18 protein-coding genes and 1 pseudogene are annotated in these 23,503 nt (G+C 74.1%); 7 read left to right on the top strand and 12 right to left on the bottom strand.

Annotated elements, in window-relative coordinates:
- Position 1: 1 nt before the first annotated feature.
- The 4 genes and pseudogenes from KBX37_RS15910 to KBX37_RS15895 all read left to right on the top strand — a co-directional run bounded on the left by KBX37_RS15910 (position 2) and on the right by KBX37_RS15895 (position 4,284).
- A pseudogene (locus tag KBX37_RS15910) lies at positions 2–1,050 on the top strand (glutathione S-transferase family protein).
- Complete coding sequence (locus tag KBX37_RS15905) at positions 1,047–1,631, top strand: DUF998 domain-containing protein (protein WP_374103755.1); 585 nt, start codon at positions 1,047–1,049, stop codon at positions 1,629–1,631. The pseudogene KBX37_RS15910 and the gene KBX37_RS15905 overlap by 4 nt, the downstream one beginning before the upstream one ends.
- Positions 1,632–1,836: 205 nt before the next feature.
- Positions 1,837–3,135: a dicarboxylate/amino acid:cation symporter gene (locus tag KBX37_RS15900; protein ID WP_210776747.1), complete on the top strand. Its 1,299-nt coding sequence runs from the start codon at positions 1,837–1,839 to the stop codon at positions 3,133–3,135.
- An 81-nt stretch (positions 3,136–3,216) separates the two neighbouring features.
- On the top strand, positions 3,217–4,284 hold the full coding sequence (locus KBX37_RS15895) for an NADH:flavin oxidoreductase/NADH oxidase (protein ID WP_210776730.1): 1,068 nt from the start codon (positions 3,217–3,219) through the stop codon (positions 4,282–4,284).
- Positions 4,285–4,395: 111 nt separating this feature from the next.
- Here the strand turns inward: KBX37_RS15895 and KBX37_RS15890 are convergent, their stop codons facing one another.
- The 6 genes from KBX37_RS15890 to KBX37_RS15865 form a co-directional block, all read right to left on the bottom strand.
- Complete coding sequence (locus KBX37_RS15890) at positions 4,396–7,899, bottom strand: ABC transporter ATP-binding protein (RefSeq protein ID WP_210776729.1); 3,504 nt, start codon at positions 7,897–7,899, stop codon at positions 4,396–4,398.
- A gap of 122 nt (positions 7,900–8,021) precedes the next feature.
- Entirely contained in the window at positions 8,022–8,615 is a 594-nt protein-coding gene (locus KBX37_RS15885) for a TetR/AcrR family transcriptional regulator (RefSeq protein WP_179803608.1), read from the bottom strand.
- 72 nt (positions 8,616–8,687) lie between these two features.
- On the bottom strand, positions 8,688–10,838 hold the full coding sequence (locus KBX37_RS15880) for a YhgE/Pip domain-containing protein (protein WP_210776728.1): 2,151 nt from the start codon (positions 10,836–10,838) through the stop codon (positions 8,688–8,690).
- A complete protein-coding gene (locus tag KBX37_RS15875; RefSeq protein WP_247658156.1) occupies positions 10,835–11,797 on the bottom strand; it encodes an ABC transporter ATP-binding protein in 963 nt (320 codons plus the stop codon). Before KBX37_RS15875 ends, KBX37_RS15880 begins: the two co-directional genes overlap by 4 nt.
- 122 nt (positions 11,798–11,919) lie before the next feature.
- Positions 11,920–12,759, bottom strand: a complete 840-nt coding sequence (locus KBX37_RS15870) for a DUF4081 domain-containing GNAT family N-acetyltransferase (RefSeq protein ID WP_210776727.1) — start codon at positions 12,757–12,759, stop codon at positions 11,920–11,922.
- Between the two features lie 46 nt (positions 12,760–12,805).
- Positions 12,806–14,029 (bottom strand): MFS transporter, encoded by a 1,224-nt coding sequence (locus KBX37_RS15865; RefSeq protein WP_210776726.1) that lies wholly within the window; start codon positions 14,027–14,029, stop codon positions 12,806–12,808.
- A 121-nt stretch (positions 14,030–14,150) separates the two neighbouring features.
- Here KBX37_RS15865 and KBX37_RS15860 point away from each other — a divergent pair, with 121 nt between their 5' ends.
- On the top strand, positions 14,151–14,729 hold the full coding sequence (locus KBX37_RS15860; RefSeq protein ID WP_210776725.1) for a PadR family transcriptional regulator: 579 nt from the start codon (positions 14,151–14,153) through the stop codon (positions 14,727–14,729).
- A 148-nt stretch (positions 14,730–14,877) separates the two neighbouring features.
- Here KBX37_RS15860 and ispG read toward each other — a convergent pair whose 3' ends face one another.
- The 5 genes from ispG to KBX37_RS15835 form a co-directional block, all read right to left on the bottom strand.
- Positions 14,878–16,050, bottom strand: coding sequence for a flavodoxin-dependent (E)-4-hydroxy-3-methylbut-2-enyl-diphosphate synthase (gene ispG, locus KBX37_RS15855; protein ID WP_210776724.1), 1,173 nt, complete (start codon positions 16,048–16,050; stop codon positions 14,878–14,880).
- 9 nt (positions 16,051–16,059) lie between these two features.
- The gene (locus tag KBX37_RS15850) at positions 16,060–17,298 is read right to left on the bottom strand and encodes an RIP metalloprotease (RefSeq protein WP_210776723.1); all 1,239 of its coding nucleotides are present in this window, start codon (positions 17,296–17,298) and stop codon (positions 16,060–16,062) included.
- The gene (dxr, locus tag KBX37_RS15845; RefSeq protein ID WP_210776722.1) at positions 17,298–18,509 is read right to left on the bottom strand and encodes a 1-deoxy-D-xylulose-5-phosphate reductoisomerase; all 1,212 of its coding nucleotides are present in this window, start codon (positions 18,507–18,509) and stop codon (positions 17,298–17,300) included. The genes KBX37_RS15850 and dxr overlap by 1 nt, the downstream gene beginning before the upstream one ends.
- Positions 18,510–18,974: 465 nt before the next feature.
- Positions 18,975–19,484 (bottom strand): YcxB family protein, encoded by a 510-nt coding sequence (locus KBX37_RS15840; RefSeq protein WP_210776721.1) that lies wholly within the window; start codon positions 19,482–19,484, stop codon positions 18,975–18,977.
- Positions 19,485–19,534: 50 nt separating this feature from the next.
- Positions 19,535–20,080, bottom strand: coding sequence for a GNAT family N-acetyltransferase (locus tag KBX37_RS15835; RefSeq protein WP_210776720.1), 546 nt, complete (start codon positions 20,078–20,080; stop codon positions 19,535–19,537).
- Between the two features lie 51 nt (positions 20,081–20,131).
- Here KBX37_RS15835 and KBX37_RS15830 point away from each other — a divergent pair, with 51 nt between their 5' ends.
- Positions 20,132–20,962 carry a YhjD/YihY/BrkB family envelope integrity protein gene (locus KBX37_RS15830; protein ID WP_210776719.1) on the top strand — a complete coding sequence of 277 codons (831 nt, stop codon included), beginning with the start codon at positions 20,132–20,134 and terminating at the stop codon, positions 20,960–20,962.
- A gap of 76 nt (positions 20,963–21,038) precedes the next feature.
- Positions 21,039–22,640, top strand: a complete 1,602-nt coding sequence (locus KBX37_RS15825; protein ID WP_210776718.1) for an NAD(P)/FAD-dependent oxidoreductase — start codon at positions 21,039–21,041, stop codon at positions 22,638–22,640.
- Here KBX37_RS15825 and KBX37_RS15820 read toward each other — a convergent pair.
- Positions 22,621–23,268 (bottom strand): TMEM175 family protein, encoded by a 648-nt coding sequence (locus KBX37_RS15820; protein WP_210776746.1) that lies wholly within the window; start codon positions 23,266–23,268, stop codon positions 22,621–22,623. The two genes, KBX37_RS15825 and KBX37_RS15820, sit on opposite strands and share 20 nt — an antisense overlap.
- Positions 23,269–23,503: the final 235 nt, after the last annotated feature.

The raw sequence follows: 23,503 nt of genomic DNA, 5'->3' as shown, positions 1-23,503 counted from the left end.
CATGGCCCGGGCCCAGTTCAGCGCAGAGACCGCCGGCGGCGGCGCGTTCGTCCGCCAGCCCAACCGGTTCACCGGTCGGGTCACCCCGCACTCCACCTCGCCGCCCGGTGGCGGGCCGGACGAGCAGGACCGCTGGCCGCTGGAGCCGGGCCGCTACCGGCTGATCTGGTGCCGCGCCTGCCCGTGGGCGCACCGGGCGAGGATCGTGCGCGGCCTGCTCGGCCTGGATGAGGTCGTCTCGCTGGGCACGGTCGACCCGATCCGCGACGAGCGGGGCTGGCGGTTCAACCTCGACCCGGACGGCTTCGACCCGGTGCTGGGCATCGGCTTCCTCTCCGACGCGTACCTGGCCACCGACCCGGACTACACCGGGCGGGTGACCGTGCCGGCGCTGGTCGACACGCTCACCGGGCGGGTGGTCACCAACGACTACCCCCAACTCACCCTGGACTTCTCCACCGAGTGGCGGCGGTTTCACGCCCCGGGGGCGCCGGACCTCTATCCGGTCGAGCTGCGCCCGGAGATGGACGCGTTGATGGCCGAGATCCACCGGGACGTCAACAACGGCGTCTACCGGTGCGGCTTCGCCACCTCCCAGGAGGCGTACGACGAGGCGTACAGCGCGCTCTTCGCCCGGCTGGACGCGCTGTCGGAGCGGCTGGCCGGGCGCCGCTACCTGATGGGCGAGCAGATCACCGAGGCGGACGTCCGGCTGTTCACCACCCTGGTCCGCTTCGACGTGGCGTACCACGGGCACTTCAAGTGCAACCGGCAGAAGCTGACCGAGATGCCGGTGCTCTGGGCGTACGCGCGGGACCTGTTCCAGACGCCGGGCTTCGGCGAGACGGTCGACTTCGACCAGATCAAGCGGCACTACTACGCCACCCACGAGATGATCAACCCGACCCGCATCGTGCCGCTCGGCCCGGACCTGCACGGCTGGACCACGCCGCACGGGCGTGGCTGAGCCGGACCGGGCCGTCGGCCCCGCCCGGGCCGCCGCCGCGTCCGCCGCCGCCGGCTGCGTCCTGGCCGGCACCGTCGCGGTGATCGTCGCCGTGGTCGCCGGTCCCGGTCCGGGCCTGACCGGGTACGTCAGCGAGGCCGGCGTCGCCGAGAGCGCGTACGCCCCGACGTACCGGATCGGGGTCCTCGCCCTGGCCGCGGCGCTGCTGCTGCTCGCCGCCGCGCTGCCGGCGCCGCTGCGCCTCGCCGCGGCGCTGCTCGGCGCGGGCGGCGCGTTCACCCTGCTCTCCGCGGTGGTGACGTGCAGCACCGGCTGTCCGCTGCCGCCGTTCGAGGCGGCGACGGTGGCGGACCTGGTGCACGGCGGGTCGAGCATCGCGGCGGTCGCGGCGGTGGTCTTCGCGATGCTCGCGCTGGCCTGGTCCCCGGCGACGACGCCCGCGTTGCGCCGGATCTCGGCCCTGGGCGGGGCGCTGGCGCTGCCGCTGTCCGGCGTGATCGCGCTGGCCATGCTGATCGCCGGTCGGGGCGGGTTGGTGGGCGGCCTGGAGCGGGTGCTGCTGGCGGTGACCTTCGGCTGGGGCCTGGCGGCGGCGACGGCGCTGGGCCTGTGCCGGGACCCGACCGTGACGAAGCGGTCAACGGACGGCAGACCCGCCCTGTAAGGAGCCTCACGCCCTTCGGTCCTTCCTGTTGCGCGGTGGCCGGGAGTAGCGTCGCCAGGCGATGACCAATGTCTGGCACCTCACCGTGCGCCTGTACGTCGATCTCCGACTGCAGGCCAGCGGCGTCTGTCCGGCGCGGCCCGCTCTCTGACGCCGCCCGCACCGACCTCCGACAGACCTTGGACGCATCGTCATGGCTTCCGCCCTGCGCAAGATTCCCTTTTCCGCACAGATCCTGCTCGGCCTCGTCCTCGGCGTGACGCTGGGCTTCCTCGCCCGCGCCAATGACCTGAGCTGGCTGGCCAGCACCCTCGACACCGTCGGCGGCCTCTTCGTCCAGCTGCTCAAGCTGGCCGTCCCGCCGCTGGTCTTCACCGCCATCGTGGTCAGCGTGGTCAGCCTGCGCGGGGTGGCCAACGCCGCCCGGCTGGCGCTGAAGACGCTGCTCTGGTTCGGCGCCACCGCGCTGATCGCGGTCGGCGTCGGCATCGGCCTCGGCCTGCTGACCGACCCGGGTCGCGGTGTCTCGCTCGACACCGGCGCGGCGAGCGCCCCGAAGAAGACCGGCTCCTGGACCGACTTCCTCACCGGCATCGTGCCGACCAACCCGGTCGGCGCGTTCGTCGAGGGCAACGTGCTCCAGATCGTCTTCCTCGCCCTGGTGGTGGGCGCCGCCGCGCTGCTCGTCGGCGAGGCCGCCGAACCGTTCGTGGCGCTCAACCGCTCGCTGCTGGAGATCGTGCAGAAGGCGCTCTGGTGGGTGATCCGGCTCGCCCCGATCGGCACCCTCGGCCTGATCGGCAACGCCGTCGCCTCGTACGGCTGGGACCTGATCGCCCCGCTCGCGAAGTTCACCACCGCCGTCTACGTCGGCTGCGCGATCGTGCTGTTCGTGGTCTACCCGCTGCTGCTGGTGGCGGCCGGCCGGCTCAACCCGCTGCGCTTCTTCGCCGGCGCGTGGCCCGCCATCGAGCTGGCCTTCGTCTCCCGCTCCTCGGTGGGCACCATGCCGGTGACCCAGCGTTCCGTCGAGCGCCTCGGCGTCCCCCGCGAGTACGCCTCGTTCGCGGTGCCGTTCGGCGCCACCACGAAGATGGACGGCTGCGCGGCGATCTACCCGGCCCTGGCGGCGATCTTCGTCGCGCAGGTCTTCGGGGTGGACCTGGGCGTCACCGACTACCTGCTGATCGCCTTCGTCTCGGTGGTCGGCTCGGCGGCCACCGCCGGCCTGACCGGCGCGATCGTGATGCTCACCCTGACCCTGAGCACGCTGGGTCTGCCGCTGGCCGGCGCCGGCCTGCTGCTGGCCATCGACCCGATCCTGGACATGATCCGCACCGCCACCAACGTGGCCGGGCAGGCGCTGGTGCCGACCATCGTCGCCGCGCGGGAGGGCACCCTGGACCGGGCCGCGTACGACTCCGCCGGCCGGCGTGAGCTGACCGACGCCGAGGAGATCGAGCGGCCGACCCGGCAGGACGGGCTGACCCCGGTCCCCGCCTGAGCCCGCCCGGCTCGACCGCCGATCGAGGAGGGCCCTGCCCCGCAGGGCCCTCCTCGCCACCGCTGACGGAGGATCACCGACATGAGTGCCCTGTTCACCCCGCTGACCCTGCGCGCGGTCACCCTGCCCAACCGGGTCGCCCTCGCCCCGATGTGCCAGTACAGCGCCGGCCCCGACGGCCTGCCCACCGACTGGCACCGGGTCCACCTCGGCTCCCGGGCCGTCGGCGGCGCCGGCCTGATCCTCACCGAGGCCACCGCCGTCGTGCCCGAGGGGCGGATCAGCCCGCAGGACACCGGCCTCTGGTCCGACGCGCACGTCGACGCCTGGCGCCCGGTCACCGGATTCGTCGCCGCCCAGGGCGCGGTGCCGGCGGTGCAGCTCGCGCACGCCGGGTTCAAGGCGTCGACGTACCGGCCGTGGGCCGAGCGACGCGGCGGCGTGCCGGACGCCGAGGGCGGTTGGACCCCGGTCGGCCCCGGCGCCGAGCCGTTCCTGCCCGACCACCGCGAGCCGACCGCGCTCGACGAGGCGGGGATCGCCCGCGTGGTGTCCGCCTTCGCCACCGCTGCCGGCCGGGCGGTGGACGCCGGCTTCCGCGCGGTGGAGATCCACGCCGCGCACGGCTACCTGCTGCACGAGTTCCTGTCCCCGCTGACCAACCACCGCACCGACGGCTACGGCGGCGACCGGACCGCCCGGATGCGGCTCACCCTGGAGGTGGCTCGCGCGGTGCGCGCCACCGTCGGCGAGCGGGTGCCGGTGCTCACCCGGATCTCGGCCACCGACTGGGTCGAGGGCGGCTGGACCGTCGAGGACAGCATCGTGCTCGCCGGCGAACTCGCCGCCGCCGGGGTCGACCTGGTCGACGCCTCCTCCGGCGGCGCGGCGGCCCGGGCGAGCATCCCGATCGGGCCCGGCTACCAGGTGCCCCTCGCCGCGCGGATCCGCCGCGACGCCGGGGTGCTCACCGGCGCGGTCGGCCTGATCGTCGAGCCGGAGCAGGCCGAGCAGATCGTCGCGGGCGGCGAGGCCGACCTGGTGCTGCTCGGCCGGGAACTGCTCCGGGACCCGTACTGGCCCCGCCGCGCCGCCGCCAAGCTCGGCGCCCACCCCGGCTGGCCCGACCAGTACGCCCGCGCCTTCTGACCGTGCCCGGCCGGCCGGCCCAACCTTGATCCACTCCGGTTGCGGCGTGTCGCCGTGTCCCCTTCCAGGGACACCGCGACACGCCGCCAACCGTGGACCACCCCGCCGGGGTCAGCCGGCCAGGTGACCCCAGTCGTCCTCCAGGTCGCGCCAGGGGCCCTGCGCGGCGACCGCCCCGTCGCGAAGCACCACCACGTGGTCGGCCCGCACCAACGCCGCACGTTTCGACGTCGAGCCGACCACGGTCACACCGTGCTCGCGCAGCGCCGCCCAGAGCGCCAGCTCGGTGGTGACGTCCAGTGCCGACGAGACGTCGTCGGCCACCAGCAGCTCGGTACGCGGCGCCAGCGCCCGGGCCAGCGCCAGCCGCTGCAACTGGCCGCCGGAGAGCCGGGTCCCCTTGTGGCCGATGAGCAGCCCCAACCCGCCCCCGGCGGCGGCCAGGTCGTGGTCGAGCTGCGCGGTCGACACCGCCCCGGCCGCGTCCACCTCGTGGCCGAGCGCGATGTTGTCGGCCACCGTGCCGGAGAGCACCCGGGGCAGCTGCCCGACGTACCCCACCTGCTGCGGACGCAGGAACAGCTCCGGCTCGGTCACCGGTTCGCCGTTCCAGCGCAGCGTGCCGATGTGGTGCACGATCCCGGCCAGCGCGCGCAGCAGCGAGGACTTGCCGGAGCCGACCGGCCCGACGATCAGCACCAGCTGCCCCCGGTCGACGGTCAGGTCGACGTCCCGCACGGCCAGGGTGCCGTCGGAGTGCAGGGCCCCGAAGCCGGCCAGCTCCAGCCGGCGCAGCGGACGCCGGGCCGGCGGCACGGGCGCGGGCGCGGTGCCGGCGGCCAGGTCGACCCCGGGAACCGCCGCCGAGTACGTCCCGACCCCGCACATCGCCGCCGTCCGCCGGGTCCAGACCCGCGCCGACGGGTAGTGCGAGACCAGTGACGCGGTGGTCCAGGCGAACCAGCGGGCCGCCCCGAGCGTGGAGACCGCCACCAGGGTCGCCCCGGCGGAGAGCCCACCGGCCAGGTAGAGCGCCCACGCGCCGATCGGCAGCAGGCCGCTGACCAGTGACGGCGTGGACCGTGCCCACACCTGCGCGGAGATCTCCCGGCGCTGCCGGTCGCTGCGCACGGTGTCCAGGGCGGCCAGATGGGTCAGCACCGGCCGGGTGGCGCCGGCCAGCTTCACCGTGCGGGCCGCGGAGAGCGCGGAGACCAGCGCGGTGGCGAAGGCCGCCCGCGCCGCCACCGTGCCCCGGGCGGACCGCTCCAGCCGGGGCCCGAACAGCGTCGCCGCCAGCCCGGAGACCACCATCGTCCCGGCGAAGAAGAGCGCCGGTACGAAACTGCCGGTCACCGCCGTCATGGTGGCCACGATCGCCAGGGCGATGAACTGGTCCATCAGGTTGTCGGCGAGCTGCACCACCCGCTCGGTGTCACCGCTCTGGGCGACCACCTCCGCCGGGGTGTGCCCGCTGACCCGGCGAGCCCCGGTCTGCCCGTGCACCAGGCGCAGGCTGATCCGCAGCATCTGGCGTACCCACCACTGCGGGAACCACAGGTTGGTGTAGAACGGCAGCGGCAGGACGACCAGCAGCGCGGCGGCGATGCCGAACGCGGGCAGCCACGGGCTGCCGCCGTCGACCACGTCGGCCCAGAGCCAGGGCAGCACCGCGCCGTCCAGGCCGAGCAGCGTCATCACCACGAACAGGGCGACGGACACCAGGCCGTACCTCGGGTCGTTGGTGCCCAGCCGGAGGATCTCCCGCATGGTGCGCGCGGGCGGCGGCGCGGGCAGCGGCGGCGGGTCGGTCTTCGGCACCGCCACGGTGACCGGCCGCTCGACCGGCGCCGGTGCCGACGCCGACGGCTCCACCTCCCACGGGTCGCGCGGCCCGGGCAGCAGGTCCACCCCGCCCCGGCCCGCGCCGGCCGGGGCGTACGCGGCGGCGTGGCTGCTGGCCAGCAGCTCGGCGAAGCGTTCCGACTCGCGCAGCGGGCCGGCCTCCAGCACCGCGCCGTCGGCCATCACCACCACCTCGTCGCAGCGGCGCACCGAGGAGAGGCGGTGCGCGATGACGATGCCGATCCGGTCGGTGAGCAGCCGCTCGGTGGCCTGGCGCACCCGGGTCTCGGTGACCGGGTCCAACCGGGCGGTGGCCTCGTCGAGGATCACCACGTGCGGGTCGCGGACCAGGATCCGGGCGAACGCGACCAGCTGTTCCTGCCCGGCGGAGAGGACGTGCCCGCCCTCGCCCAGCCGGGTCCGGACGCCGTCGGGCAGCTCGGCGATCCAGCCGGCCAGCCCCAGCTCCTCCAGCGCCCGGGTGGCGTCGTCGAGCAGGTCGGGGTCGAAGAGCGCGACGTTCTCGGCCAGCGTCCCGGCCAGGATCTCGGTGCGCTGCGGGACCACGGCGACCCACCGGCGCAACTGCTCGACGTCCAGGTCCACCAGGTCGGTGTCGCCGAGGAAGACCGTGCCGCGCGGCAGGTCGACCGCGCGGGTGAGCACCTTGGCCAGCGTCGACTTGCCCGACCCGGTCCGCCCGACCAGGGCGTACGACCGGCCGCGGGCGAAGGTGAGCCGGATGTCGCGCAGCGCCGGCCCCCGCTCCCCGTCGGCGGTGTCCGGGTACTGGAAGGTGAGCCCGCGGACGCTCAGGTCGCCCTCGGCCGGGCTCGCGCCGCCCGCCGGCTCCTGCCGGGCGTCGGAGAGCAGCTGCACCCGGGCCCACGCGCCGAGCGCGTACTGCAGGTGGGGCACCCAGCGGGCGAGGTGCTCGACGGTGGCCCCGAAGGCGATGGCGAGCAGCCAGATCGCGGTCAGCCGGGCGCCGTCGATCCGGCCGGTGGCCAGCGCCCAGGCCCCGCCGAGCACCACGGCGGCGATGCCGGCGCGGATCGCGCCGGCGGCGATCGTGGTGACCCGGGCGGACATCAGGAACACCCGCCGGCACCGGGCCAGCACCTCGGCGGCGCGCCCGGCGTAGAGGCGCAGCACGTACGGCCGGGCCAGGCTGGTCCGCACGTCGTCCTGGCCGTGCACCGCCTCCTCCATCACCGCGGCGAGGTCCGACCAGGCCTCCTCCTCGGCCATCCGGGCCGGGGCGATGCGTGCGGTGGGGCGGCGCAGCACGACGCCGAGCAGGGCGGTGAGCACGAGCATGCCGACACCGGCCGGCCACCAGACGAACAGGGCGCTGACCGTGGCCAGCAGGCAGACCGCCAGGCCCTGGACGAGCCGTACGCCGGTGTTCCGCAGCTCGGAGGCGACCTGGTAGACGTCGTTGTCGATCCGGTCGAGCAGCTCGCCGACCGGCGTGGTCTCCAGGGTGGTCAGGTCCTGCCCGAGCGCCACCCGGCAGAGCCGGCGGCGGACGTCGGCGGACCAGTCGGCGGTGAGCCCGGCCATCAGCAGGCCGATGACGAGGTCGCTGAGGACGGCGGCGACCAGCGCCAGCACCAGCAGGGCGAAGAAGGTGGCGGAGCGGTGCACCAGGACCGGGCCGGCCAGGGCCGAGGCGGCGGCCTGCCCGGCGGCGCCGAGCACGATCAGGACGACCACGACCGCCATCCGGCGTGGTGCGGTGGCCCAGAGATCACGGAGCAGGCGCATGGGAGGGTCCCTCCGGACTCGGGTTGGTGGTGGCGGTAGGTCCAGCCTGGCCCTCGGGCCGCGACCATTCAACGCATTTACCGCGCCCCCGCCGCCTCCGACCTGCCCGGATGTGTCGCAGGTCAGGTCTGGGCGACCCGCCGGACGATGCCGAGCAGCGCCTCCTGCACGTCCTCGATCGGCCGGTCCGGCTGGAAGACCAGCCAGTCCACGGCCACCACCAGGCCGACGCCGAACAGCGCCGAGGAGGCGGTCCGCACGTCCAGGTCGGCGGGGAGGTCGCCGCTGGCCACCCCGGCCCGGACGGTGTCGGCGATCACCTCGATCGCCTCGCCGCGCAGCAGGCGCAGGGTCTGCTGCCACTCGCGGTTGGTCCGCCACATCTCCGAGAGCAGCAGCTGGGCGAAGGCCCGGTAGCGCCGGATGTACTCCAGCTCGGCGCGGACCAGGGCGGCGAGCGCCTCGCGCGGTGGCAGGCCGGCCACCGCGGCCCGGAAGTCGGCGGTGAGCAGGCCGATGCCGTGCCGCAGCAGCTCCTCGAAGAGGACGGTCTTGGACTCGAAGTTGTAGTAGACGGTGCCCTTGGCCACTCCGGCGCGGGCCGCGATGTCGTCCACGGTGGTGGCGGAGAAGCCCTGCTCGGCGATGAGTTCCACCGCCGCCACGAAGAGGCGCTGCCGGGTGTCCTCCCGCCGCCGCGACCGTCCGTCCGTCACTCGCCCTCCCCGTCCGCCCGACCGGCCCGTGGCGGACCGGGCTGCTCCCGTACCCCCGGCCCAGGAGCATCCTCACATGGTCAGTTCGGGGTGCAGCCTCGCCGGGGTCAGTCGCCGGGACCGGCGCGCCGCGCCGACGGTGAGTACCAGCGCCGCCGCGCCGAAGGCGGCGATGACCAGCGCGGCGGTGACCACGGTCGCCGACGACCCGCCGTTGATGGTGTGCCGCAGCCCCTGCACCACGTACGTCATCGGCAGCCAGGGGTGGACGGCCTGGAAGAAGTCGGGCGAGGTCTGCACCGGGTAGGTGCCGCCGGAGGAGGTGAGCTGGAGCATCAGCAGGGCCAGCGAGGCGAGCCGGCCGGCCGGGCCGAGCTGCGCGCCGAGCCACTGCATGATCGCGGTGAACGCCAGCGAGGTCAGCGCGAGCAGCCCGAACGTCGCCGCGGGGTACTCCGGGTCGAGGCCGAGCACCAGGGTGACCACGGTGAAGAGGACCCCGGCCTGGGCCAGTCCGATCGCCACGGCGGGCAGCCAGCCGGCGAGCGCGACCCGCCAGGCGGACGCGTCGGACATCACGTGCCGCCGGTTCACCGGCCGCAGCAGCATGTACGTGATCATCGCGCCGACCCAGAGCGCCAGCCCGAGGAAGTACGGGGCGAACCCGACGCCGTACGAGCCGGCGGGGTGCTCGGACGTGCGGTCCAGCGAGACCGGGTCGCCGAGGATGCCGGCCCGGTCGGCCGCGTCGTCGTACCCGGGGATCTTCTTCTCCCCCGCGGCCAGCCCGTCGGCGAGCTGGCCGGCGCCGCCCTCCAGCTTGGTCAGGCCGGCGGCGAGCCGGTCGCCGCCCCCGCTGAGCCGGGCGAGCCCGCCGTCGAGGTCCCGGGCCCCGGTGGAGAGCCGGAACAGCCCGCCCCGCAGCTGGTCGGCGCCGGTGGCGGCGGTGCCGAGCCCGTCCCGCAGCTCGGCGTTGCCCTTCGCGATCCGGTCGATGGCGTCCGCGAGCCGGTGCACCTTGGTCTTGGCCCCGGCCACGTCGTCGGCGAGGTGCGGCGCGGCGGCGGCCACCTCGCGGGCGGCGGCGGCGACCTCCCGCATCTTCTTCTGCAGCGCGGCCAGGTCGGTCCGGTCGATGGTGGCGGCCAGGCTCTCGGCCTCGGCGACGGCCTTGTCGGCGGCGGCGCGGGCGGCGGTGACGGTCGGGTCGTCGGCGAGTTCGGGATGCGCCGCGACGAGCGCGTCGAGGCGGTCGGCGACCTTGCGCGCCTGGGTCAGCACGACGTCGGCCTGCTCGGGCAGCGTGTCGAGCCCGTCGGCCAGCGCGTTGGCGCCCTCGGCGATGACGGTGGCGGCCGTGCCGATCTCGTCGGCGTTCTCGCGCAGGAACGGCTCGGCCCGGTCCGCGAGGGCGTCCACCTTGTCGGCGGCGGCCCGGGTGGCGGTGGCCGCCTGGGCGCTGCCGTCGGCGAGCTGGGTCGCGCCGGTGCGGAGTTCGTCGAGGCCGGAGGAGAGCTGGTCGGCGCCCTGGGCGCTGCGGTCCACCCCGGCGGCGAGCTGCCCGGCGCCCGCTTCCGAGCGGCCCAGCCCGTCGGCGAGCTGCCCGGCGCCGTCCTGGGAGGTGCCGAGCCCGTCGGCGAGCTGGCCGGCGCCGTCGGCGGCCTTGCCGGTCTCGGCCTTCAGGTCGGTGAAGCCGACCAGCATCTTGTCGAAGTAGCCGCTGGCGGTGCTCTCCGCGGCGGCGGCCCGGATCTCGCTGAAGGCGGAGCGGGCGAGCAGGCCGGAGAGGTAGTTGGTGGCATCGTCGTTGACCACCCGCAGCTCGCCGCGGCGGGCCGGCTGGTCGGGCTCGGGGCTGGCGACGAGGGTGGCGGAGAAGTCCGCCGGGATGGAGAAGATTAGGTGGTAGCGGCCGCTGCGCAGGCCGGCCGTGGCGTCGTCGGCGTCGGTTACGTGCCAGCCGAAGACCTTGCGGTCGAGCAGCTCGTCGGTGAGGTCCTGCCCGGCGTGCACCACCCTGCCGTCGCCGGCGGTGGCGGGCCGGTCGGCGTTGACCAGCGCCACCGGGATCCGGTCCATGTGCCCGTACGGGTCCCAGAAGGCGTAGAGGTAGAGGGCCCCGTAGAGCAGCGGGATCACGGTCAGCACGGCGAGCGCGGCGCGCGGCAGCCGGCCCCGGGTCATCCGGCGCAGCTCGAAGCGGGCGAGGCGGAAGACGCTCATCGGTTCACCTCGGGGTCGACGATGTCGGGGGTGGCGGGGCCGCCGGCCGGCCCGCCGGCGCCCTCCGGGTCGGCGGTCGCGTCCGGGTCGGCGGTCGCGTCCGGGTCGGCGGTCGCGTCCGGGTCGGCGGTCGCGTCCGGGTCGGCGGTCGCGTCCGGGTCGGCGGTCGCGTCCGGGTCGGCGGTCACGTCGGGGTCGGTGACGTCCGTCGGGACGGCCTGGGCGGGGACGGCGACGGTGCGCGCCGGGGCGGTGGTGGCCGGTGCGGTGGGGGCCGGCAGGCTCAGGTCGGGCCGGACCGGCAGCGACGGGTCGCCGAGCCGGTGCACGACGGCCCGGGCGCCGGGCTCGACCGCGCGGGCACTGGCGACCACCGCGTAGCCCTGGTCGGCGAGGCGGGCCAGGGCGTCCCAGAGCCAGGCCCGCTCGGGGGCGTCGGAGCCGGCGTCCACGTCGTCGGCGACGATCAGGCTGGGACCGCTCAGGGTGGCCAGCACCAGGCCGAGGACCTGCCGCTGCTGCGGGGTGAGGTCACGGCCGCGCACCTCCGGATCGAGGGGTACGTCGGTGAAGCCCGCGCCGGCGATCGCGGCGGCGAAGGCGTCCCGCCGGTACGCCCGGCGGGCCCGGACGGCGGCCACCGGCACCAGTTGGCGTCGTCGGCGCGGAACGGGCCCGAGCAGCAGCAGCCGCTCCTGGATGTGCTCGGCGACGGTGAGCGCGGGGTCGGGCTCGTGCACCCCGGCGACCTGGCCGAGCGCGGCCGGCCCCCGGGTGCGCAGCGTGCCCTGGTTGTGCGGGAAGCGGCCGGCCAGAGCGAGCAGCAGCGAGGTACGCCCGCTGCCGGGCGGCCCGGTGACGACGTGCAGCTCACCCGCCTCGGCGGTCAGGTCGACGTCCCGGTACACCCAGCCCCGCCGGGTGCGCAGCCCCAGCCCGTGCGCCTCGACGATCCTCATCCGACATCCCGACATGCTTGAACTGACTGGTCAGTATAAAAACATGCCCAGCATAGCGCCGTACGTCCGGTTCCCCGACCGGGGCGGGCGTGATCCCCGCCATGGCCGGCGGGCGGGACGGGTCAGAACAGCACGGTGGCGAGGGTGCCGACCGGCTGGAAGCCGCAGCGCTCGTAGACCCGGCGGGCAGGCAGGTTGAAGTCGTTGACGTAGAGGCTCACGGTCGGGGCGACCCGCAGCAGCGCGTCGCGCACCACCGCCGCCATCGCCGCGGTGGCGATCCCCCGCCCGCGCCACTCGGGGGCCACCCAGACCCCCTGGACCTGGGCGGTACGCCGGGTCACCACGGCCAGCTCGGCCTTGAAGACCACCCGGCCGTCGACGAAGCGGGCGTACGCCCGACCGGCCCGCACCAGGTCGGTGACCCGCCGCCGGTAGGCCCGTCCACCGTCCTCGGCCAGCGGCGAGACGCCGACCTCCTCGGTGTACATCGCCACCGCCGCCGGAAAGAGCCGGTCGATCTCAGCGGCGCGCACCCGGCACACCTGCGGGTCGGCGGAGACCGGGGGCAGCGCGTCGGTGGCCAGCAGCGGCTGGTTGGGGCGGACGTCCCGGGCCGGACCCCAGTGGGTGGAGAGCCGGTCCCAGAGGCCGAGCACGGCGTCGGCCCGCCCGACGATCGAGGAGCAGAGGCGCTCCTCGGCGGCGAGCTGCTCGGCGAAGGCGGCGACGGCCGGCTCCGAGGCGAGCACCGGGGTGAGGTTGCCCCCCAGCCAGCAGATCGACTCCAGGTTGCGGCGCGCCCCGTACCCGAGGATCCGCCCCTCGGCCCGCCACCAGGCCAGGCCACGGGCGGCGACCCGCTCGGCGACCTGCGCGCCCGCGAACGGGTCGAGATCGAGCAGCCGCTCGACCGCGCGGCGCTCCGACTCCCCCAGTTGGCGTACCGGCACCGTCAGCACGGCTACCAGCCTGCCAGATGTGGGCGGCCACTCGCCGGCCGACCGGTCAGACGGTGACAGGTTCGGCCACCGGCTCGGCCGGCCGGGTCCGCGCCGCCCACCGCACCACCGGCGGCACCAGCGCGCCGAGCACCAGGAACAACCCGCCGAGCACCAGCCAGCCGGGCGCGCCCCAGCCGACCGCGAGACTGGTCACCACCACCGGGGCCACCATCCCGCCGAGCTGCATGCCCATCCCGTACGCCCCCTGGTACTGGCCCTGCGCTTGGGCCGGGGCGAGGCCGAAGGAGATGCCCCAGCCCGCCGCCGCGTGCCACAGCTCGCCGACCACGTGCACGAGCGCCCCGGCCAGCAGGAGCGCCACCGCGACCGGGGTCGGCACGCCGGCGCTGGCGGCGAAGAGCGCGCAGGCCACCGCGATGACCACGCCCGCCCGCCGGGCGGCCCGCGCGGCCCCGGGCAGCTCCTCGGTCCCCCGGGAGGCGCGCACCTGGAAGAGCACCACCGTCACCGTGTTGACCAGCATGCAGGCCGAGACGAGCCAGTGCGGCGCCGTGGTGTGGTCGGCGATCCAGAGCGGCAGGGCGATGTTGAGCAGCCCGAAGTGCATCGACATCAGCCCGTCGAGCACGGTGAACGCCAGGAAGGGGCGGTCCCGCAACGCGATCAGCCGCGGCCCGTGCGCGGGTGCCGGCACGGGCGGGACCGGCGCCAGCCGGAGCAGCACCACCGCCGCCAGCAGGTAGGTGACGCAGTCGAGCAGGATCAGCGCGACGTACGCGCCGCGGGTGTCGGCGGCGAGCCCGACGCCGGCGACCACGGCGCCGACCGAGATCCCGACGTTGGTGACGGCGCGCAGCCAGGCCCGGGTGCGGACCCGGTGGTCGGCGGGGACGGCTCCGGCGATCAGCGCGCCCCGGGCACCCCGGCTGGCGGCGTCGGCGACCGCCATCAGCACCCCGACGACCAGGAACGTCGGGAACGACCGGACGGTCACCAGGGCGGCGGTGAAGACGCCGGAGGCGACCAGCGCGGCGAGCTGGATGCCGCGCGGGCCGTGCCGGTCGGCCAGGTACCCCATCGGCGTGCTGGCGATCAGGCTGACCAGCGCGGTGACGGTGAGGCCGACGCCGACCTCGCGCACCGAGAGGCCGACCGAGCGGGTGAGGAAGAGCGCGCTGACGGTCAGCCAGGTGCCCCGGCCGATCGTGTTGACCAGGGTGGAGAGGGCGAGGGTCCGGGCCGGACCCGGTTCGGGAAGCAGGCGCACGCGGACGACTTTAGCAAGACGTACGTACGGTTTGCTCTCCACCTCGGTCAATTTCCTTGTCGCCGACACGTTGCCGATATATCGTCGATGCATCAACGACAGTCCGAGAAGGGATCGTGGCATGGGATTCCATCAGCACTTCCAGGCGATGCACGAGGCCCGTCGACGCGGGTTCGGCTTCCCGCCCGTCCCGCCCGGCCCGCACGGGCACGGCGGCTGGGGTGGGGGCCGGGGCGGCCGGGGTCGGGGCCGGGGTCGCCGGCCGAACGTCCGCGGTGCCGTGCTGGCGCTGCTCACCGAGCGGCCGATGCACGGGTACGAGATGATCCAGGAGATCGACTCCCGCACCGGCGGGGCCTGGCGGCCCAGCCCCGGCTCGATCTACCCAACCCTCCAACTGCTGGAGGACGAGGGGGTCATCGAGGCCAGCACGGACTCCTCCACCGGTGGACGGAAGCGGTTCGGCCTCACCGACGCCGGCCGCGAGGAGGCCGCCGCCGCGGCGCAGACCCCACCCTGGGCGGAGTTCGCCGAGAACACCGTCAACAGCTGGCACGACATCCGCGACGCCGGCGCGCAGGCGATGCACGCGCTGCGCCAGGTGATGATGACCGGCACCGACGACCAGCGGGAACGCGCCGCGCAGGTCCTCGACGAGACCCGCCGCAAGCTCTACGCCATCCTCGCCGAATCCGACTGACCCCGCCCCTCCCCCGCCCCGCACGCGGAGGCGTGGGCCGGCAGATACAGAGAAAGAGTGGCTATTCCAGAGGGAATAGCCACTCTTTCTCTGAAAGTGCAGCCGCGGCGCGTGGGGCGTCGGGGCGTGCGGGGTGGGGTGGGGTGGGTCAGTGGACGGTGACGGTGGCGCCGGGGACCAGGTCGCGGAGTTCCTCGGGGATCTCGGCGCCCATCTCGTCGGCGAGGCGCAGCGCCTCCTCGATCAGCGTCTCCACGATCTGCCCCTCGGGCACGGTCTTGATGACCTGGCCCTTGACGAAGATCTGGCCCTTGCCGTTGCCGGAGGCGACGCCGAGGTCGGCCTCGCGGGCCTCACCCGGGCCGTTCACCACGCAACCCATCACGGCGACGCGCAGCGGCACCGGCAGCCCCTCCAGGCCGGCGGTGACCTCCTCGGCCAGCTTGTAGACGTCGACCTGGGCTCGGCCGCAGGACGGGCAGGAGACGATCTCCAGGCCGCGCTCGCGCAGGCCCAGCGACTCCAGGATCTGGTTGCCGACCTTGATCTCCTCGACCGGCGGCGCGGAGAGCGAGACCCGGATGGTGTCGCCGATCCCCTCGGCCAGCAGCGCGCCGAAGGCGACCGCCGACTTGATGGTGCCCTGGAACGCCGGGCCGGCCTCGGTGACGCCCAGGTGCAGCGGGTAGTCGCACTGCTCGGCGAGCTGCCGGTACGCCCGGATCATGACCACCGGGTCGTTGTGCTTGACCGAGATCTTGATGTCCCGGAACCCGTGCTCCTCGAAGAGCGAGCACTCCCAGAGCGCCGACTCGACCAGCGCCTCGGCGGTGGCCTTGCCGTACTTGGCGAGCAGCCGCTTGTCCAGCGAGCCGGCGTTCACGCCGATCCGGATCGGCACGCCGGCCGCGCCGGCCGCCTTGGCGATCTCCTTGACCTTGTCGTCGAACTGCCGGATGTTGCCCGGGTTGACCCGGACGGCGGCGCAGCCGGCGTCGATCGCGGCGAAGACGTACTTCGGCTGGAAGTGGATGTCGGCGATGACCGGGATCTGCGACTTGCGGGCGATCGCCGGCAGCGCCTCGACGTCGTCCTGGCTGGGCACGGCGACCCGGACGATCTGGCAGCCGGACGCGGTCAGCTCGGCGATCTGCTGGAGGGTGGCGTTGACGTCGGAGGTGAGGGTGGTGGTCATCGACTGCACCGAGACCGGCGCACCGCCACCGACCGGCACCGAGCCGACCATGATCTGGCGGCTGGCCCGGCGCGGGGCCAGCGGCGGGGGCGGCATGGCGGGGATACCGAGACTGACAGCGGTCACTTCAGGCACTCACCTTGAGAAGAGCGTGATCGGATTGACGACGTCCGCGGTGACGGTCAGCAGCGTGAACGCGCCACCGACCAGGATCACCGCGTACGTGAGCGGCATGAGCTTCATGTAGTCCACCCGGCCCGGGTCGCGGCGGCCGATCCGGGCGTACAGCCAGGAGCGGACCCGTTCAAACCAGGCGATGGCGATGTGGCCGCCGTCCAGGGGCAGCAGCGGCAGCAGGTTGAACACGCCGACGAAGAAGTTCAGCGAGATGAACAGGAAGGGCAGCATCTGCCAGAAGCCGTTCGCCAACGCCTCGCCGCCGAGCCGGCTGGCGCCGACCACGCTGATCGGGGTGTCCTTGTCCCGCTCGCCGCCGGTGACGGCGGTCCAGAGGGCGGGCACCTTCTCCGGAATCCGCTTCATCGCCTCGTAGGTGCCGACGGCGAGGTCCTTGGTGTAGCCGGCGGTGGCCGGGATCGCCTCGACCGGGCCGTACGTGACGGTGGCCGGCACGCCCGGCGGCAGGGACGGGCCGGCGACGCCGAGGGCGGAGACGGTCTTCGGGGCGCCGTTCGGGTCGTCCAGCGGCTTGCGCTGCACGGCGGCCAGCGTCACCTGGGCGTCGTTCTGCACGCCGTCGCGCTCGTAGCGGATGGTGGCCTTGCCCGGTGGCAGGTCGCGGACCTTCTTGACCAGGTCGGTGTAGTCGGCCACCGGCGTCCCGTTCACCGCGAGGATCTTGTCGTCGTCGCGCAGCCCGGCCTGCCTGGCGGGGCTGACCGGATCGCCGGGGGCGCACTCGCGCTGGGGGTCGGTGGGGATGACGCAGTCCACGACCTTGACGTGCGTCGGCAGCGGGTTCGGCAGGTCCCTGTTCGGCATCCCCACGAACATCGCGACGAGCCAGATGGCGACGATCGCGAGGGCGAAGTGGGTCACCGAGCCGGCGGACATCACGATCGTCCGCTTCCAGACCGGGTAGCGCCACATGGCCCGGTGCTCGTCGCCCGGCTCGACGTCGTCGTCCTGCGGCGTCATCCCGACGATCTTGCAGAAGCCGCCGAGCGGGATGGCCTTGATGCCGTACTCGGTCTCACCGCGGCGGAAGGACCAGAGGGTCGGGCCGAAGCCGACGAAGTAGCGGGTGACCTTCATCCCGAACGCCTTGGCGGTCAGCATGTGACCCGCCTCGTGCAGGCTCACCGAGATGAGAATCCCCAGGGCGATCGCGACCACCCCGAGCAGATAGAGCATCAAGCTTCCTTCCCCGACCCCGAGATGATCTCCTGCGCGTGCGCGCGTGCCCACGACTCGGCCGCGAGCACGTCCTCGACGGTACCTGGTTCGCCGAAATCGGGTGCCTCCTCCAACACCCGGCGCAGGGTGTCGACGATGCCGAGGAAGGGCAGCCGGCCGGCGACGAAGGCGGCGACGCACTCCTCGTTCGCCGCGTTGTAGATCGCCGGGCGGCAGCGGCCGGTCTCGCCGGCGGCCTTGGCCAGGGCGACCGCCGGGAACGCCTCGTCGTCCAGCGGGGCGAACTCCCAGGTGTGGGCCTTCGTCCAGTCCACCGCGGCGGCGGCCTCGGACACCCGGTCCGGCCAGCCCAGCGCGACCGCGATCGGCAGCCGCATGTCCGGCGGGCTGGCCTGCGCGATGGTGGAGCCGTCGACGAACTCGACCATGGAATGGATCACCGACGTCGGATGCACCATCACGGTGATGTCGGCATAGGGCACGTCGAAGAGTTCGTGCGCCTCGATCACTTCGAGGGCCTTGTTGACCATGGTGGCCGAGTTGATCGTGATGACCTTCCCCATGTTCCAGGTGGGGTGCGCGAGGGCCTGCTCGGGGGTGACCTGCGTCAACTCGTCGCGGCTGCGGCCCCGGAACGGGCCACCGCTGGCGGTGACGATCAGCCGGCGCACCTCGGAGCGCGAGCCGGAGCGCAGGCACTGGGCCAACGCGGTGTGCTCGGAGTCGACGGGAACGATCTGCCCCGGCCGCGTCACCGCGGCCTTCACCAGCGGGCCGCCGGCGACGAGGGACTCCTTGTTGGCCAGCGCGAGGGTACGACCGGCGCGCAGCGCGGCCAGCGTCGGCGCCAGCCCCAGCGAGCCGACCACCCCGTTGAGCACGATGTCGCACGGCCACTGGGCCAGCTCGGTCATGGCGTCCGGGCCGGCGACGATCTTCGGCAACCGGAAGTCCCCGGTGGCCCAGCCGCGCCGGCTCGCCTCGGCGTAGAAGGCGAGCTGGAGGTCCTGCGCGGCGGAGGACTTCGCCACCCCGACCGCGTCCACGCCCAGCTCCAGGGCCTGCGCGGCGAGCAGCTCCACGTTGCCGCCGCCGGCCCCGAGCGCCACCACCCGGAACCGGTCCGGGTTGCGCCGCACGATGTCGATGGCCTGGGTACCGATCGAGCCGGTGGAGCCGAGCAGAACGAGGTCGCGGGGAGTTGTCACGCGGCCATTCTGCCCCGCGGTCGCTGTGCGCCCGCTGGGAGCCTCAGCCCTCGCCGTCCGGGTCCTCGGCCGGCGCCTCCTCGTCGAGGAGTTCGGCGCGCCCCCACCCGCCGCCTGCTGCGGGCGGAAGCCTGCCACCCGACAGTCGGCAGGAGAGCCAGTCCGAACGCCCCCACCAGGCCCAGCACCGCCGCCGGCACCTGGACCACGAGCATGGGCGGCAGGGACGACCGCAGCGCGGCGGCGAGCCGGTCCCGGTCGGGGACGGCGTCGAACGTGATCATCACGACGGCACACGACACGACCGGCGCCGCGCCTCCGCTGCCCCATGGCGGGTCGCGGTGGGACGACGTATGCCTGGTGAGCGATATGCCTGAGAGGCATAAATATGCCTCTCAGGCATATCGCTCACCAGCATGTCCGGGGGGTGGGCACTACAGTCCGTGACGATCCGGCGGGGGCGACCTACCGCCGGACGGCCGGCGGCCCCAGCTCGACCGCATCGCCGGTGAGCAGGTTCCGGCCGCGCAGGTAGGAGTACAGCTCGGCCTGCTGTTCCACGCTCAGACCGTCGATCGGCACCGGGAACACCTGGTACCGGCTGAGCCGGAACAGCAACTGGCCGGGGATCGGTTCCACCCCGGTCAGCGCCTCCCAGCGCACGACGCTGTCGGAGAGGGCGTTCGCGCCGCGCACGCCGTCGTCCGAGATCGTCCAGGTGATGGGGATGCCGTGCATCTTCCAGCTGGCCCGGACCAGCGCCCGCAGGACCAGCGGCGACAGCACTGCGGCGGTCACCGCGGCGGCGACCCAGGGCACCCCCTCCAGCGGATCTCCGAGGAGCACGGCGACCAGGGCCGGCAGGAGCAGCACCACCGGGCAGAGCCAGTACAACAGCAGCGTGTGCCGGTAGGCGCGGCGCAGGGCGGCGGTGAGTCGCCGCCGGTCCGGCTGCGTCTCGAAACTGATCATCACGGCGGAGGACGATACGGCCTGGGCAACGCCCCCCGCTGTCCCGGCAGGCGTCAGGCGTCGGCCCGCCGGACGAAGGTCTCCAGCACCTCGCCGCCGTACCAGTCGGTGCGCCGGCCCAGGTGGACCATGCCGAGCCGGCTGGCCACCGCCATCGACGGGTCGTTGCCGGGCGAGATCACCGCGTACACCTGCGGGGTGCCGGCGGCGAACTCGCGGGCCAGCACCGCGCGGGCCGCCTCGGTGGCGTACCCGTGCCCCCAGGAGTCCGGATGCAGGTGCCAGCCCACCTCGATGTCGTCGGTCTCCGTCACGCCGTCCGCCCCGGGCAGCGGCTTGAGGATCAGAGTGCCGGCGACCCGGCCGGTGTCCCGGACCTCCATCGCCCAGGTGCCGTAGCGGCCACCCTGGCCGGCGTGCCGTTTCCGCCAGCTGGCCAGCCGGTCCAGGGCCTGGGCCGGGTCGGTCAGCGGCAGGCCGGACGCGGCCAGCCAACGGGTGATCTCGGTACGCGAGTAGATGTCGAAGATCCGATCCAGGTCCGCCGGGGCGTCGGTCCAGTCCCGCAGCACCAGGCGTTCCGTGGTGAGCACCGTCATGACGCGCGATCGTAATGCGTGCCCCGGCCCAGGAGGGGGAAGGAGATCGCGATGGGCCACGCATGGCAGCGCACGAAGCGGATCACCAGCGCCGCCTTCCGGCCGGTACGCGGCCGGGACATCTCGCTGCACGCCGCCGCGATCACCTTCTACGGCGGGATCGCCGTGGTGCCGGTGGCGCTGCTGGCGATCTGGCTGACCTCGCTTCTCGCCGGCGGGGAGCGGGTCCGCCGGCTCACCTCGTACGCGGTGAACACGCTGCCGGACGCGATCGGGGCGCCCCGGGCGGTGGAGGCGCTGGTCGCGGCCGGGGTGGAATTGACCCCGCTGCTCGCGCTGGCCTCCCTGCTGCCGGCGTCGCTCTACGGCGAGGGGCTGCGTCGGGCGTTCGTCTCGGTCGCCACGCCGCCGAACCCCGACGAGTCGCTGGTGGGCTGGCGCGGTCGGCTGCTGCTGCTGCCACTGCTCGCCCCGGCCCCGGCGCTGCTGCTGTCGATCCTGATCGCCCTGCCCACCACCACCCACCTGGTCCGCAAGGGCGGCTGGGTCGGCGCGCTCGGCGTGGTGCTGTCGTTCCTGGGGGTGTGGCTGGTGCTCACCCCGGTGGTGATGTGGGTGTTCCGGGTGGTCGGACCGGCCTCCCCGGACTGGCTCTCCACCCTCGCCGTCGGCTCGTTCACCGCGGCGAACCTCTCCGGGTTCCTGCACGGGTTCGTGCTGTTCGCCTCGCTCCCGATCGACCTGGGGGCGCCCTTCGGCGGCTTCGACGAGGTCGGCGGCGGCGTGGCGGTGCTGCTCTGGCTCTACCTGTTCCACGTGATCGTGCTGGCCGGCTACTCCGCCACCCTGGCCCTCAGCCGCTGGCGCGCCCAGCGCTGCTGAAACCCTCCGGCCGCAGAAGCCCTCCGGCCGCTGAACCCCTCCCGCCACGGGCCGCGCCGCACTAGGCTGCCCGGGCATGAGCGAAGCGAGTGAGCTGCCGGCCCGCGCCGACGTCGTGATCGTCGGATCCGGGCACAACGGGCTGGTCTCGGCCGTCCTGCTGGCCCGGGCCGGGCTGGACGTGCTGGTGCTGGAGGCGGCGGAGGAGATCGGCGGGGCCACCCGCACCGAGAACCCGTTCCCCAAGGTCCCCGGGCTGCGCCACTCCACCGGGTCGTACCTGCTCGGGCTGATGCCGCCGGAGCTGCTCGCCACGCTCGACGTGCGGATCCCGGTGCTGCGCCGCGACCCGCACTACTTCCTGCCCACGCCCGGCGGCATCGGCTCGCCGTACCTGCTCTTCGGCAGCGACACCGCGGCGACCCGCAAGCAGCTCGCGGAGTTCTTCTCCCCCGCCGACGCGGCCGCCGACGACGCGTTGCAGGCCGAACTGGCCCAGCTGCGCGAGGACCTGGCGCCCGCCTGGCTGGCCGAGCCGCTGCCGGTGGAGGAGACCGCCGAGCGGTACGTCCGCCCGGCGCTGCGGCAGGTCTTCGTCGACCTGGTGCGCGGCTCGGTCGCCGACCACCTGGCCCGCTTCGACTTCCGCTCGGAACTGCTGGTCAGCATGTACGCGGTCACCGACGGCCTCTCCGGCCTCAACGCCGGCCCGGACGACCCCGGTACCGGGCACAACTTCCTGGTGCACAACATGTGCCGGCTGCCCGGCGCGGACGGCACCTGGATGATCGCCCGAGGTGGCATGGGCACCGTCTCGCGGACCTTCGCGGAGGCCGCCCGCGCCGCCGGAGCCAGCATCCGCACGGGTACGCCGGTGACCGGGGTGACCCTGGACGGCGGCGCGGCCAGCGGGGTGACGCTCGCCGACGGCCGGCACGTCGCCGCCCCGGTGGTGCTCGGCGCCTGCGACCCGTACCGGCTGATGGACCTGCTGCCCGACGGCGCGCTCCCGGCGCCGCTGCATCAGCGGATGACGGCGGTCCGCCGACCCGGCACCACCCTGAAGCTGAACCTGGCGCTGACCGGGCTGCCCCGCTTCGCCTGCCTGCCGGCCGGGGCGCCGAGCCCGTTCGGCTCCACCATCCACCTGCTCCCCGGCTCGGCCTCGCTGGTGGGCGGGGGCGGCGAGGCGCCGATGGCCGCGCTGCGCGCGATGTGGGCGGACGTGCAGGCCGGTCGGCTGCCCGAGGAGCCGACCATCGAGTGGTACCTGCACACCACCGTCGACCCGTCGCTCTCCGACGAGGCCGGCCACCACTCCTCGGCCCTGTTCGTGCAGTCGGTCCCCTACGAGCTGGCCGGCACCACCTGGGACGAGGCCATGCCCGGGTACGTCGAGAAGCTGATCGCCATCTGCGAGCGGTACGCCCCCAGCGCCGGCGACCTGATCGCCGACGCGGTACCGCTGCCCCCGCCCGGCATCGAGGCGCACTTCGGCATCACCGGCGGGCACATCCACCACGTGGACAACACCGTCTCGTTCACCGACCGCATGCCGTACGCGACCGGCGTCGACGGCGTCTACGCGGGCAGCGCCGGCTGCCACCCGGCGGGCAGCGTGATCGGCGCCGCCGGCCACAACGCCGCCCGCCGCATCCTCAGCGACCTCGGTCGCTGACCGCACCGTCGACGTCGGCAGGGGGCAGATCGCCGGGGCGGCGGATGAGGGAGAGACCGACGAGCAGCAGGTAGAGGACGAGGCTGAGGATCGGGTCGACGAAGACGAAGGCGAAGGCGATCAGGTAGAGCAGTGGGCGCAGCAGCAGTCGCCGCGAGACCGCCCGGGCCAGTTGGGGATCCAGGTCGGGGTGGAGCAGCCGCCGCCTCCGAGCCCACCACCAGCTCAGGTTGAAGAAGAGCGACTCGCCGAGCACGGTGCCGAGGTAAAGGGCGGCGGTCAGCCGCTGCTCGGTCGCGTTGCCGCGCAGGTTGTCCGACAGCAGGTCAGCGGTGAACGGGATGGCGGCCACGAAGAGCAGCACGAGCAGGTTGAACACCAGCAGCAGCTGGTCGACCCGGACCACGTACCGCCACATGTTGTGATGGCCGAGCCAGATCTGGCCGGCGATCCCGAAGGTGATCACGTACGCCAGGTAGGTCGGCCAGGCGTGGGCGAGGGCGTCGGGAAGCTCCCTCCCGGTGGCCCTGGCCGGACCGTACTGGAGCAGTTCGACGGCCATCACCGTCAGCACGACCGCGAAGACGCCGTCGCTGAACGTCTCCACCCGGGAGGCGTCCCGGGCCATCTCCCGGTCACGCCTGAACCGGTACCCGCTCCTGCCCGCGCCGTCGGCCACGCCGCCCCCCTTCCGACCTGATGGTCACCCGGCGGGGGCGGCGGGCGCGGAGAAACCGCTAGTGCGGTGTCCACTAACGTTCACCGGGTTTCCGATGCACCGTTGTGGATCCTCGCCGTGGGGGCGAGCGACTCCCCACCTGGTGGTGGGGCGGGCCTCCGCGGGCCAACTGATCCTCGCGCCG

This window comes from Micromonospora sp. U56, from assembly GCF_018070095.1.
Lineage (GTDB): Bacteria > Actinomycetota > Actinomycetes > Mycobacteriales > Micromonosporaceae > Micromonospora > Micromonospora purpureochromogenes.
The sequence above is the reverse complement of the archived record's forward strand: the minus strand, read 5'-3'. Positions and strand labels throughout refer to the sequence as shown.